The organism is Citrobacter sp. RHBSTW-00944, assembly GCF_013615435.1.
GTDB classification, from domain to species: domain Bacteria; phylum Pseudomonadota; class Gammaproteobacteria; order Enterobacterales; family Enterobacteriaceae; genus Citrobacter; species Citrobacter braakii.
Genome location: NZ_CP055418.1, coordinates 4,888,720 through 4,902,187 on the forward strand (window position 1 = coordinate 4,888,720; position 13,468 = coordinate 4,902,187).

Genomic DNA, 13,468 nt, shown 5'->3' on the forward strand with positions numbered 1-13,468 from the left:
AAAACCCTTTAGTGTTGTCCTTTAAATACTTCGGTACGCCTTAACGCAGCAGTGGATCCAGTCCACCACGTGCATCCAACGCATACAAGTCGTCACAACCACCAATGTGCTGTGCATCAATAAAAATCTGCGGAACCGTTGTACGGCCACTGCGCTTGATCATCTCTTCACGCTTCACGGCATCGCCGTCAATCGGAAGTTCCTGGAAACTCACACCCTTGCTGTTCAACAGCGCCTTTGCGCGATGGCAAAACGGGCAGGTCGCTTTGGTATAGATCTCAATATTGGCCATGACTTATCTCCAGTGTTCTTTTACCCTGCGGCATGAAAGAAGACGGGTAAATTACTTGCCGCGAACCAGTGGCAGATTCTCGCCACTCCAGCCCGCTACGCCGTCTTTCAGTACAGATACCTGCTCAAAACCGGCTTTAATCAGCGCAGTTGCTGAATCCTGGCACTGCATACCAGAGCCATCAACCACAATAACAGGTTTGTTTTTGTGTTTTTCCAGCTCGCCAAAATTGTTGGCTTTGATTTCGCTCGGCAGCAGGTTAGTGGAGCCCGCGATATGGCCTTTGCGGAAGTCATCGCGCTGACGTAAATCCACAATCACCGCATCTTCTTTGTTGATAAGACGAGTGGCTTCTCCGCGCGTAATTACCTTCACTTTCGAAGTCAGGCTCTTAAACGTGGTAAATAATACAGCCGCCAGTAACGCAATCCAGGCGATACTCAATACAGGGTGGCGACTAACAAATTGCATAATTTCTTGCATGGGGGGTAACAACTCCCGACTTAGTGATTAAAAAACCAGGAAAGGAGTATACCTGCGCGTTGGCGCAAATACAGCCAGAGCGTGCATTGGATTGCATTTTTGCGGGGCGCTACGGAAAAAAAAACGTAAATCCGCGCCCTCTGCGACACGCTCTGGTCGATTATTTGATCTTCTGGGGCTATTTTATCGATTCAGCTGTAGTAAAATTACGCAATTATTTTTGTCTATTGAGTGTGAGGTTGTCGCAATGTCGGTTTCTAAAAAACCTATGGTACTGGTGATTCTGGATGGCTATGGCTATCGTGAAGACAGCCAGGATAACGCCATCTTTAATGCCAAAACCCCGGTAATGGATGCTCTGTGGGCAAAACGTCCGCATACCCTGATTGATGCCTCTGGCCTGGAAGTCGGCCTGCCCGATCGCCAGATGGGCAACTCCGAAGTGGGTCATGTCAACCTGGGCGCGGGCCGCATCGTGTATCAGGACCTGACCCGTCTGGATGTTGAAATTAAAGAACGGACTTTCTTCGCTAACCCAGTGCTGACCGATGCGGTCGACCAGGCAAAAAATAGCGGCAAAGCGATTCACATCATGGGCCTGCTCTCTGCTGGCGGCGTTCACAGCCACGAAGATCACATCATGGCGATGGTAGAAATGGCAGCTGAACGCGGTGCTGAGAAAATCTATCTGCACGCTTTCCTTGATGGCCGTGATACCCCGCCGCGCAGCGCTGAACATTCGCTGCAGAAATTCGAAGAGAAATTTGCCGCGCTGGGCAAAGGCCGCGTAGCGTCCATCATCGGTCGTTACTACGCCATGGACCGCGACAACCGTTGGGATCGCGTTGAACAGGCTTATGACCTGATGACGCTGGCAAAAGGCGAGTTCCAGTTCGCTACGGCTGTTGAAGGCCTGCAGGCTGCTTATGCCCGCGACGAAAACGACGAATTCGTGAAAGCGACCGTGATCCGTGCTGAAGGCCAGGCTGAAGCCGCCATGGAAGACGGCGATACGCTGATTTTCATGAACTTCCGTGCTGACCGTGCGCGTGAAATCACCCGTGCGTTTGTTAACGCTGACTTCGACGGCTTCGCCCGTAAGAAAGTCGTTAACCTCAACTTTGTGATGCTGACCGAATACGCAGCCGACATCAAAACGGCTGTTGCTTACCCACCAGCGTCTCTGGCCAACACCCTTGGCGAGTGGATGGCGAAGAATGACAAAACGCAGCTGCGTATTTCCGAAACGGAAAAATATGCCCACGTGACCTTCTTCTTTAACGGCGGCGTAGAAGAGCCGTTCAAAGGCGAAGATCGCATCCTGATCAATTCGCCGAAAGTCGCGACCTACGATCTACAGCCGGAAATGAGCTCTGCTGAGCTGACCGAGAAGCTGGTTGCTGCGATTCAGAGCGGAAAATACGACACCATCATTTGTAACTACCCGAACGGCGACATGGTTGGTCACACCGGGGTGATGGAAGCAGCGGTTAAAGCGGTTGAAGCGCTGGATCACTGCGTTGAGCAGGTGACTAAAGCGGTTGAATCCGTTGGCGGCCAACTGCTGATCACCGCGGACCACGGTAACGCAGAGCAAATGCGCGATCCGTCCACCGGTCAGGCGCATACAGCACACACCAACCTGCCCGTTCCGCTGATTTATGTCGGTGGTAAAAACGTCAAAGCAGTTGAAGGCGGCAAACTTTCTGATATCGCCCCGACGATGCTGACGCTGATGGGTATGGAAATCCCGCAAGAGATGACTGGTAAGCCGCTGTTCATCGTGGAATAATCCCTCCCCATGAGGGGAAAGGCGATTAATACCATCACTTGGGCCGTGAAACTGCAAAAGCTTTCAGTCAGGCCCTTGTTCTACGCCAGCGCGCTTAGCGCTGGCGTATTGCTGTGCGCCTTTTCCGCCCACGCGGACGAGCGCGATCAGCTCAAATCTATTCAGGCTGATATCGCGGCAAAAGAACGCGCGGTACGCCAACAACAACAACAACGCTCCACTCTCCTCGCTCAACTTAAAGCTCAGGAACAGGCCATCGCCGTTGCCGCCAGGCAACTACGCGAAACGCAAAACTCGCTGGCGCAGCTGAATGCGCAAATCACTGAAATGAATGCCGCCCTCGCGAAGCTGGAAAAACAGCGGGCTGCGCAAGAGCGTAGCCTGGCAGCCCAACTTGACGCAGCGTTTCGCCAGGGCGAACACACCGGTATTCAGCTCATTCTGAGCGGGGAAGAGAGCCAGCGCGGGCAACGCCTGCAGGCCTATTTCGGCTATCTGAACCAGGCGCGGCAGGAAACCATCGCGCAGTTGAAACAAACCCGCGAAGAAGTCGACTCGCAAAAAGCCGAGCTGGAAGATAAGCAGAGCGAACAGCAGACGTTGCTGTACGAACAGCGCGCTCAGCAGGCTAAGCTGGAGCAGGCGCGTAATGAACGCAAGAAGACGCTCTCGGGTCTGGAGTCATCGATTCAGCAGGGTCAGCAGCAACTGGGCGAAATGCGCGCCAACGAATCACGCCTGCGCAACAGCATTGCTCGTGCCGAAGCCGCAGCCAAAGCACGCGCGGAACGTGAAGCTCGCGAGGCGCAGGCCGTACGTGACAAACAGAAGGATGCGTCACGGAAAGGCTCAACCTACAAGCCAACCGAAAGCGAAAAATCACTGATGTCCCGTACCGGCGGTTTAGGTTCCCCACGCGGCCAGGCATTCTGGCCCGTTCGTGGCCCAACGCTACATCGTTATGGCGAACAGTTGCAAGGTGAGCTACGTTGGAAGGGGATGGTTATTGGCGCATCCGAAGGCACCGAAGTTAAAGCCATTGCCGATGGCCGCGTCATTCTGGCGGACTGGTTGCAGGGCTACGGTCTGGTGGTCGTCGTTGAGCACGGTAAAGGCGATATGAGCCTGTACGGTTATAACCAGAGCGCGCTGGTCAGCGTCGGTACGCAGGTTCGCGCCGGGCAGCCTATTGCACTTGTGGGTAGCAGCGGCGGACAGGGCAGGCCGGCACTCTATTTCGAAATTCGTCGCCAGGGTCAGGCGGTCAATCCACAGCCGTGGTTGGGAAGATAAGTTTTGCCTCAATTTCGTCGTCTATTATTCTCTCTCGCCAGCGTGCTGGCCTTCGCAACACCTGTTTTTGCTGGCAAACTTGCCATCGTTATTGATGATTTCGGCTATCGTCCACACACCGAAAATCAGGTTCTGGCGATGCCTTCCACCCTCTCCGTTGCCGTTCTGCCTAATGCCCCACACGCGCGTGAAATGGCGATTAAAGCGCATAACAGCGGGCATGAAGTGTTAATCCATCTGCCGATGGCGCCGCTGAGCAAACAGCCGTTAGAGAAAGATACTTTGCGCCCGGAAATGAGCAGCGAAGAGATTGAGCGGATTATTCGCGACGCGGTAAGCAAAGTACCGAATGCGGTCGGGCTGAACAACCATATGGGCAGCGCGATGACCTCCAGCCTGTTCGGCATGCAGAAGGTGATGCAGGCGCTGGAACGCTACGATCTCTACTTCCTGGACAGTATGACCATCGGCAACAGTCAGGCAATGCGCGCAGCATCAGGAACCGGCGTGAAGGTTATCAAACGCAAAGTCTTCCTGGATGACACGCAAAACGAAGCCGATATTCGCCGTCAGTTTAATCGTGCCGTTGAGCTTGCGCGCCGCAACGGTTCAGCAATTGCCATTGGGCATCCTCACCCTTCGACGGTTCGCGTCCTGCAGCAGATGCTTTATAACCTGCCTGCGGACATTACGCTGGTTCGCCCAAGCAGCCTGCTCAATGAACCACAGGTAGACACCTCCAGACCAAACCTTACACCGCCGAAGAATGGTAAACCTGATGCGCCACGTAATCCTTTCCGCGGGGTGAGATTATGCAAACCGAAGCAGCCGTTAGAGCCAGTTTACGCCAGCCGCTTCTTCAGCGTGCTCGGTGAAAGCATCACCCAAAGCACGCTGGTGCAGTACATGCGCCTGCAATGGCAGGGCTGGGGGAATACATCCTCACCCAGCCCTATGAACGCTAACGTAAATTAAGCGTTTTACGGGCAATACGAGAAGGCGAGGATGTTTTATCGCGCCATTTCCAGAGACGGAATGACCATAGCAGCGCCTGGTACAAAACTTTGGCGCTGCGTACGTTAGTAATCATGCGTTTATACATACCAGAGACAAAAATCTCTGCAATCATGCGTTGACGAATATGGACATCCGGCTCTTTGCGTACTGCGTGGCAAACGCGTAATGCTTCATAGGTTATTTGCTGATGAAATTCCGGATAAATAGTAATCCGACCCGCATATTCACGATTCAACTTATCCAATAACCGTGTAATTTTAATATAGTGGCGTTGGTAATTGAGATTTTTTAAGCCTTGTCTTTTAAGACGGCTAACTGATTGATCGTGTAAGAAGTATTTATACAATGATTGCTCGGTATATCGCACACGTTTGGCGTTAAACATAAACTCCGTCGTCCATACAATATCCTGATGATGCAACCCTGGAATAAACGCTATCTTGTTTTTCTCGATAACATCTCTGCGATAAACCCCCATCCAGACCACATGCGTCCAACGGCGTGAAGCCAATGCCATACGTAACCAGTCGGGGCCGGTCAATACACCCGTAGACCGCAGACGGTCCGTCGGTATTGATTGCCAGGTGTCCCCCGTTTCGAAAATGCACCAATCAGAATTGCACTGTGCCAGATCGAGGTCATCCTGAAGCGCCATGGTCATCAGGGTTTCATACATATTGGGATAAACCAGGTCATCGGCATCGACAAATGCAACATAATCCCCTTTGGCCACTGCCAGACCACGATTACGCGCGACAGATGCCCCGGCGTTAGCCTGATGTAACAACCGGACATGGGAATAGTTATCAGCATAATGTCTTGCAATATCAACAGAGTTATCCGTTGAACCGTCATCCACAATAATGATCTCTATCGCAGCCCATGTCTGTGCGATCAAAGATTCCATGCAATCCCGAAAACTATCACCCGCGTTATACAACGGAATAATAACACTCAACATATTTGTGCGGTTTCTCATCAGATAACCCAAGTTTGTCAGTACACTGATGACTTTTACTACAGTTTCATTAAGGAATTATTAAGGTTAGAACGTTTAATTTTCAGAAGCGGCGCAGCGAAAGCAACCAGTATGGGAAAATGCCATGCGGTGCCTGAGTTCAGCGGCCTGTGATAGCTCAGATCGTCTACATATTGAGGGACACAACCTGTATACTATACCCCTGTAAATTAACGCGCGATGTACACTGATATTGAGGAAAGTGATGGCCATCAGTAAGACACATGAAAAAGGTTATACGGTCTATTGCAAAGAGACCAAAACAGACCTTAAGTCACTGATGAATAAGTATATAAACAAAGAAATCAGTGGCAAACCGTTGAGCAGTGGTAACGCCATGCGCAGTGTAGAACTGGTCGAGTACAACTCACAAAAATTTATCATCAAAAACGACCGTGAAGTTGATCCTCGATTTGAGAAAAAAATGCAGAATTTTATCTCCGGCCCCTTTTATTCCTGGCTCATCAAGAAGCTGGACACACTCTCCCCGGAAATGCGCGCCTGTACAGCCGATCTCTACTATGCCGCTGAAAAAGTACGCCTTCGTCAGTGTCATGATGTTTATATTATTCATGAATATGTTGAAGGCACTCCTTTAAAAGAAATTAACCATAAGAATGCCGATGAAGTGAAACAGTGCGTTCTGCGCCTTCACAAAGCCGGGTTGGCATCTAATGATATCCACCCTGGAAATTTCATTCGTACGCCAGGCGGTGAATTAAGAATAATTGACTTATCCTGTAAGGGAAATATGAAGATTTGCCAGGCTAATGATATTTTAGCTTTGCAGCGAAAATATCATATTAACATCAAAGGAAAAGGGTTAATCTATAAGCTCATCTGGCTCAAAGAAGCGATAAGAACTTTATCCAGAAAGCTTCGTGGCAAATAGTATTTATTCTTTATACGGCCAGAATAAAGAATCTGGCCGTTGGTAGCATTTAATACAAGTCGAGCATTCAATCCCAGCTCAGGATCACTTTCCCTGACTGGCCCGAGCGCATCGCGTCAAAGCCCTGCTGGAATTCATCGATGGAGAATCGATGGGTGATGATCGGCGACAAATCCAGACCAGACTGAATCAATGCGGCCATCTTGTACCAGGTCTCAAACATCTCTCGACCGTAGATACCTTTAATAAACAATCCTTTAAAGATAACTTTAGTCCAGTCGATGGACATGTCTGATGGTGGAATACCCAGCATAGCAATACGGCCACCGTGGTTCATGGTGTCCAGCATGGTGCGAAACGCTGGCGGCGCGCCGGACATCTCCAGACCGACATCAAACCCTTCGGTCATGCCCAGTTCAGCCATCACGTCGGTCAGACTCTCTTTCGACACGTTGACCGCGCGAGTGATGCCCATTTTACGCGCCAGTTCAAGGCGATACTCATTAACATCGGTAATCACCACGTGGCGTGCGCCAACGTGCCTGGCAACCGCTGCCGCCATAATACCGATTGGACCGGCGCCGGAAACCAGCACATCTTCCCCAACCAGATCGAACGACAGCGCCGTATGCACCGCATTACCGAACGGATCGAAGATAGACGCCAGGTCGTCAGAGATGTTGTCCGGAATTTTAAACGCGTTAAATGCCGGGATCACCAGGTACTCTGCAAAGCAGCCAGGACGGTTTACGCCAACACCGGTCGTATTGCGGCACAGGTGAGTACGTCCACCGCGGCAGTTACGGCAATGCCCGCAGGTGATATGACCTTCGCCTGAAACGCGATCGCCGATTTTAAAGCCTTTAACTTCTTGGCCGATGCCAACAACTTCGCCGACATATTCATGTCCAACGACCATCGGTACCGGGATGGTTTTTTGCGACCATTCATCCCAGTTATAAATGTGAACGTCAGTCCCGCAGATGGCTGTTTTACGGATTTTAATCAGCAAATCGTTATGGCCGACTTCCGGTTCAGGAACGTCGGTCATCCAAATGCCCTCTTCCGCTTTCAGTTTGGATAACGCTTTCATTTCACATCCTCAGGCAATAACGCCCAGTTGTTTACCAATGCGTGTGAACGCCTCAACAGCACGCGTAATCTGCTCAGGGGTATGCGCCGCAGACATCTGGGTACGAATACGCGCCTGACCTTTTGGAACCACCGGATAGAAGAATCCAGTAACGTAAATCCCCTCTTTTTGCAGCTCGCGGGCGAACTCTTGCGCCACTACCGCATCCCCCAACATGACCGGGATAATTGCGTGATCCGCTCCCGCTAACGTAAAGCCTGCGGCAGACATTTGCTCGCGGAACTGACGTGCGTTCGCCCACAGGCGATCGCGCAGCTCGCTGCCTGCTTCGACCATCTCCAGCACTTTAATGGAGGCAGAAACAATTGCAGGAGCCAATGAGTTGGAGAACAGATACGGACGGGAACGCTGACGCAGCCACTCAACAACCTCTTTGCGCGCTGCGGTGTACCCGCCAGATGCGCCGCCGAGCGCTTTACCCAGCGTACCAGTGATGATGTCCACACGCCCCATAACGTCACAGTATTCATGTGAGCCACGACCATTTTCGCCGACAAAGCCGACAGCATGGGAATCATCAACCATGACCAGCGCGTCGTATTTATCCGCCAGGTCACAAACGCCTTTCAGGTTAGCAATCACACCATCCATAGAGAACACGCCATCGGTGGCGATCAGGATATGACGGGCTCCCGCTTCACGCGCTTCTTTCAAACGAGCTTCCAGTTCGACCATGTCGTTGTTGGCGTAACGGAAACGCTTTGCTTTACACAAGCGAACACCGTCAATGATAGAAGCGTGGTTGAGCGCATCTGAGATAATCGCATCTTCTGCGCCCAGCAGCGTTTCAAACAGGCCGCCGTTGGCGTCAAAGCAGGAAGAGTAAAGGATGGCATCTTCCATACCGAGGAATGCCGCCAGTTTTTGCTCCAGTTGCTTATGGCTGTCCTGGGTACCGCAAATAAAGCGGACCGAAGCCATACCAAATCCGTGAGAATCCATACCTGCTTTTGCAGCTGCAATCAGTTCCGGGTGGTTAGCCAGCCCCAGATAGTTGTTCGCACAAAAGTTAATAACGTGGCTTCCGTCCGCCACGGTGATATCCGCCTGCTGGGCAGACGTAATAATGCGCTCTTCTTTAAACAATCCTTCCGCACGTGCGGTTTCGAGATCGTTCGTTAACTGTTTGTAAAAATCCCCACGCATTTCAATTCTCCAGACTGGGCAAATTTCAGCACATATTACCCAAAGCTATACGCTGATACGAGATGACGCATCATCACTTCTTCAAAATGAAGCATAAATCACGTATACCCACATGGCTAATCAGTGATGCCGTCGTATGGATTCATTGGACGCACTGAATCGCAACCAATTGAATTGGCTGGATTTTATAAAAATCATAAAAAAACAACATCAATAGCAGAAGAATGCCTTTGCAGCATTCTATCTGGTTTGGTAACCCTTCAATCCCATTCAAGCCACTACTTTCGAGTGAGATAAATTCGCAATGCCTGGAGTTTTGCACCTAAAGCGGTTCGCCGATAAACACGGAACAGATCGAACCATTTGCCACGACCAAGGTAATTAAGCATTAATAGCTCAGGGCGCTTGTAATAACACATGACAAAAATACCCTGATCATCATCAACAATATTATTTCTGAGAGTCTCTTTTTGACACTCAGTGACTAATGAGTAAAACTCTTTCCATTTCTCTGGTGAACCAACAATAGCGCCGCCGATAATATAAGTATGATTTCCGATCATAAAATCAAAAACCTGTTTTCTGGATGATATAACCAGACCCTTTTTAATCGTGAAGAGATGCATTTTATTACGGTCAAAAGGGAAGTCCCATACTTTTAATCCGCGAGTAACCTGCGGTTTACGGCAATATCCGAAGTCTACCCAAGCAACCATCGGAGTATTAACTAAGCCTGCATTTATGGCCTTCACTACAAAATATGCTTTTAAATTATTGATCAACACATATTCTGGAGACCAGTACTCAGGGTTACCTAGCTGTCGCGTCTCTAATTTACTCTTAAAGGTATCATCCTGCTGAATTTGTCTTATTTTATTATTAATATGCTTAAATTTTTTACCTAAATCTATAGTTATAATTTTTGTGGGCTTACCTTTGCGTATTTCCGCAACTCTGCCTTCAAACTCAGACGAGGTAAAAATAACCATATCATTTTCTAAAGCGGCTAACCGTTTGAAGTAGTCAAAATAGACATCAGAAGATCGGGAAAGTTTTTCACGGAAGCCTTTATTAACAGTCCACTCCCCCCTACCGATATCAAAATATGCTGTCACAATAGTGGTAGACGATTTCATAACCATTTTCAAACCATTAATAAAAAAAATATTATATCACATAGCTTTTGTTTTTGTACATATAATATACATAGATGGATATAAAAAAACTAAGTACATTTAAGATTAATTTAATAGACTTAATAACCATTAAATAAGCATTCTTATACTGGTGTTTATAGGCCTTCTACCGACCCACCATCTTACTTAAGAGGCTGAAGGGATGCCGATGTGATGGTATGATTACAGACATTAGTGTCTGAGATTGTCTCTGACTCCAAAATTCGAAGGTTACATTTATGATCATCGTTACCGGCGGCGCGGGCTTTATCGGCAGCAACATCGTCAAGTCATTGAATGATAAAGGCATCACCGACATCCTGGTGGTGGACAACCTGAAAGATGGCACCAAGTTTGTTAACCTGGTGGATCTGAATATTGCTGACTACATGGACAAGGAAGACTTCCTGATCCAGATTATGGCCGGAGAAGATTTCGGCGATATCGAAGCGATTTTCCACGAAGGCGCATGCTCCTCCACTACCGAGTGGGACGGCAAGTATATGATGGATAACAACTATCAATACTCCAAAGAGCTGTTGCACTACTGCCTGGAGCGTGAAATTCCGTTCCTGTATGCGTCCTCTGCCGCCACCTACGGCGGTCGTACTTCTGATTTCATCGAATCCCGTGAATATGAGAAACCGCTGAACGTTTACGGCTACTCAAAATTCCTGTTCGACGAGTACGTTCGTCAGATCCTGCCAGAAGCCAATTCTCAGATTGTTGGCTTCCGCTATTTCAACGTCTACGGACCGCGTGAAGGCCATAAAGGCAGTATGGCGAGCGTCGCTTTCCACCTCAACACCCAGCTCAACAATGGCGAAACACCAAAACTGTTCGAAGGCAGTGAAAACTTCAAGCGTGATTTCGTTTACGTAGGCGATGTGGCTGCGGTGAACCTGTGGTTCCTGGAAAACGGGGTTTCCGGCATCTTTAACCTTGGTACCGGTCGTGCGGAATCTTTTCAGGCCGTTGCCGATGCAACGCTTGCGTACCACAAAAAAGGCAGCATTGAGTACATCCCATTCCCGGAAAAACTGAAAGGTCGCTATCAGGCGTTTACCCAGGCCGATCTGACTAATCTGCGCGCTGCGGGCTATGACAAGCCGTTTAAAACCGTTGCTGAAGGTGTAACGGAATATATGGCCTGGCTGAACCGCGACGCGTAAGTATGAAAATTTTGGTGGTAGGCCCGTCCTGGGTGGGCGACATGATGATGTCGCAAAGTCTCTATCGCACGCTTAAGGCGCGCTATCCCCAAGCGATAATCGACGTGATGGCACCTGCATGGTGCCGTCCGTTATTGTCGCGCATGCCTGAAGTTAACGAAGCTATCGCCATGCCGCTGGGACACGGCGCGCTGGAGATCGGCGAGCGGCGTAAACTCGGTCATAGCCTGCGTGAAAAACGCTATGACCGCGCCTATGTGCTGCCTAACTCGTTTAAATCCGCGCTGGTACCGTTCTTTGCTGGCATTCCCCATCGTACCGGTTGGCGTGGTGAAATGCGCTACGGCCTGCTAAACGATGCGCGCGTGCTGGATAAAGATGCCTGGCCGCTGATGGTCGAACGCTATGTAGCCCTGGCCTATGATAAAGGCGTAATGCTGTCAGCTAAAGATTTGCCGCAGCCTCTGCTATGGCCGCAGTTGCAGGTAAGCGAAGGTGAAAAGTCCCTGACCTGTCGCCAGTTTTCCCTTTCTGCCGAACGCCCCATCATCGGCTTTTGCCCTGGAGCGGAATTTGGTCCAGCGAAACGCTGGCCACATTACCACTATGCAGATCTGGCGAAGCAACTGATCGATGAAGGCCATCAGATTGTGCTTTTTGGCTCTGCAAAAGACCATGAAGCCGGAAATGAGATCCTGGCGACGCTGAGCGTTGATCAGCTGCCCTGGTGCCGTAATCTGGCGGGCGAAACACAGCTGGAGCAGGCCGTCATTCTTCTCGCCGCCTGCAAAGCGGTGGTCACCAACGACTCTGGATTAATGCACGTTGCCGCAGCGTTGAATCGACCTCTGGTAGCGTTGTATGGCCCCAGCAGCCCGGATTTTACTCCGCCGCTTTCACACAAGGCGCGCGTGATTCGCTTGATTACGGGCTATCACAAAGTACGCAAGGGCGATGCAGCAGAAGGCTATCATCAGAGCCTGATTGACATCACACCTCAGCGCGTGCTGGAAGAACTTAACGACCTGTTGTTACAAGAGGAAGCCTGACGGATGCGGGTATTGATCGTTAAAACATCGTCTATGGGCGATGTACTGCATACGTTACCGGCATTAACCGATGCGCAGCAGGTCATGCCGGATATTCAGTTTGATTGGGTAGTGGAAGAAGGCTTCGCGCAGATCCCATCCTGGCATGCAGCCGTTGACCGGGTTATTCCCGTGGCGATCCGCCGCTGGCGTAAAGCCTGGTTTTCAGCGCCGATTAAAGCCGAGCGTAAAGCCTTTCGCGATGCGGTGCGTTTACATCAGTATGACGCGATAATTGATGCGCAGGGTCTGGTTAAAAGTGCGGCGTTGGTTACGCGTCTGGCACGTGGCATCAAGCATGGTATGGACTGGAGCACGGCGCGTGAACCATTGGCGAGCCTGTTTTATAATCACAAACATCACATTGCCAAACAGCAGCACGCGGTAGAGCGTACACGTGAATTGTTCGCCAAAAGTCTGGGATATTCCAGGCCCCAGTCGCAGGGTGATTACGCTATTGCTCAGCATTTTCTGAAAGAACGTAATGCTGATACGGGCCAGTATGCCGTATTTCTGCATGCCACAACGCGTGATGATAAGCACTGGCCAGAAGCCAACTGGCGGGAGCTAATTGGCTTGTTAAATAACGCTGGCATACGTATTAAACTGCCATGGGGTGCTCCTCATGAAGAAGCACGAGCCCGTAGGCTGGCAAATGGTTTTTCTTATGTTGATGTTCTTCCACGGATGACTTTGGGAGAGGTCGCTCGCGTACTGGCGGGGGCAAAATTTGTGGTGTCGGTTGATACAGGCCTGAGTCATTTAACCGCTGCACTGGATCGCCCTAATATTACGTTGTACGGTCCAACGGACCCAGGATTGATTGGTGGGTATGGGAAGAATCAAGTGGCATGTCGCTCAGGAAGTGAAAATCTTTCCGACTTGCGTTCTTCGACCGTATTAGAATCAATTAATTGCAATTTTTTAAATAATTGTCTGTAAGTATC

13 protein-coding genes are annotated in these 13,468 nt (G+C 50.0%); 7 read left to right on the forward strand and 6 right to left on the reverse strand.

The window, feature by feature from the left end:
• Nucleotides 1-40: 40 nt before the first annotated feature.
• The gene (gene grxC / locus HV334_RS23760; protein WP_003024152.1) at nt 41-292 is read right to left on the reverse strand and encodes a glutaredoxin 3; all 252 of its coding nucleotides are present in this window, start codon (nt 290-292) and stop codon (nt 41-43) included.
• Between the two features lie 51 nt (nt 293-343).
• The gene (locus HV334_RS23765) at nt 344-775 is read right to left on the reverse strand and encodes a rhodanese-like domain-containing protein (RefSeq protein ID WP_005120473.1); all 432 of its coding nucleotides are present in this window, start codon (nt 773-775) and stop codon (nt 344-346) included.
• Between the two features lie 247 nt (nt 776-1,022).
• On the opposite strand from HV334_RS23765, the gene gpmM reads away from it, so the two are divergent.
• From gpmM to HV334_RS23780, 3 genes are read left to right on the forward strand one after another with little or no spacing between them, the layout of a single operon-like run.
• Nucleotides 1,023-2,567 (forward strand): 2,3-bisphosphoglycerate-independent phosphoglycerate mutase, encoded by a 1,545-nt coding sequence (gene gpmM / locus HV334_RS23770; protein ID WP_181220977.1) that lies wholly within the window; start codon nt 1,023-1,025, stop codon nt 2,565-2,567.
• A gap of 33 nt (nt 2,568-2,600) precedes the next feature.
• On the forward strand, nt 2,601-3,860 hold the full coding sequence (gene envC, locus HV334_RS23775) for a murein hydrolase activator EnvC (protein ID WP_230330234.1): 1,260 nt from the start codon (nt 2,601-2,603) through the stop codon (nt 3,858-3,860).
• Nucleotides 3,861-3,863: 3 nt separating this feature from the next.
• Nucleotides 3,864-4,835: a divergent polysaccharide deacetylase family protein gene (locus tag HV334_RS23780; protein ID WP_153689905.1), complete on the forward strand. Its 972-nt coding sequence runs from the start codon at nt 3,864-3,866 to the stop codon at nt 4,833-4,835.
• Here HV334_RS23780 and HV334_RS23785 read toward each other — a convergent pair.
• On the reverse strand, nt 4,822-5,856 hold the full coding sequence (locus tag HV334_RS23785) for a glycosyltransferase (protein ID WP_049042810.1): 1,035 nt from the start codon (nt 5,854-5,856) through the stop codon (nt 4,822-4,824). The two genes, HV334_RS23780 and HV334_RS23785, sit on opposite strands and share 14 nt — an antisense overlap.
• 244 nt (nt 5,857-6,100) lie before the next feature.
• On the opposite strand from HV334_RS23785, the gene rfaY reads away from it, so the two are divergent.
• The gene (gene rfaY, locus HV334_RS23790; protein WP_181220978.1) at nt 6,101-6,787 is read left to right on the forward strand and encodes a lipopolysaccharide core heptose(II) kinase RfaY; all 687 of its coding nucleotides are present in this window, start codon (nt 6,101-6,103) and stop codon (nt 6,785-6,787) included.
• Nucleotides 6,788-6,854: 67 nt separating this feature from the next.
• Here the strand turns inward: rfaY and tdh are convergent, their stop codons facing one another.
• The 3 genes from tdh to yibB form a co-directional block, all read right to left on the reverse strand.
• Nucleotides 6,855-7,880, reverse strand: a complete 1,026-nt coding sequence (gene tdh, locus HV334_RS23795; protein ID WP_046275753.1) for an L-threonine 3-dehydrogenase — start codon at nt 7,878-7,880, stop codon at nt 6,855-6,857.
• A gap of 9 nt (nt 7,881-7,889) precedes the next feature.
• Nucleotides 7,890-9,086 carry a glycine C-acetyltransferase gene (gene kbl / locus HV334_RS23800; RefSeq protein WP_046275754.1) on the reverse strand — a complete coding sequence of 399 codons (1,197 nt, stop codon included), beginning with the start codon at nt 9,084-9,086 and terminating at the stop codon, nt 7,890-7,892.
• Between the two features lie 278 nt (nt 9,087-9,364).
• Nucleotides 9,365-10,222 carry a protein YibB gene (yibB, locus tag HV334_RS23805; protein ID WP_181220979.1) on the reverse strand — a complete coding sequence of 286 codons (858 nt, stop codon included), beginning with the start codon at nt 10,220-10,222 and terminating at the stop codon, nt 9,365-9,367.
• A 278-nt stretch (nt 10,223-10,500) separates the two neighbouring features.
• Between yibB and rfaD the strand changes: the two genes are divergently transcribed.
• The 3 genes from rfaD to rfaC are packed head-to-tail and all read left to right on the forward strand — an operon-like array spanning nt 10,501 to nt 13,463.
• Nucleotides 10,501-11,433 carry an ADP-glyceromanno-heptose 6-epimerase gene (rfaD, locus tag HV334_RS23810; protein WP_003827312.1) on the forward strand — a complete coding sequence of 311 codons (933 nt, stop codon included), beginning with the start codon at nt 10,501-10,503 and terminating at the stop codon, nt 11,431-11,433.
• Between the two features lie 2 nt (nt 11,434-11,435).
• Entirely contained in the window at nt 11,436-12,482 is a 1,047-nt protein-coding gene (rfaF, locus tag HV334_RS23815) for an ADP-heptose--LPS heptosyltransferase RfaF (RefSeq protein ID WP_047501653.1), read from the forward strand.
• A 3-nt stretch (nt 12,483-12,485) separates the two neighbouring features.
• Entirely contained in the window at nt 12,486-13,463 is a 978-nt protein-coding gene (rfaC, locus tag HV334_RS23820; RefSeq protein WP_047501655.1) for a lipopolysaccharide heptosyltransferase RfaC, read from the forward strand.
• Nucleotides 13,464-13,468 lie beyond the last annotated feature (5 nt).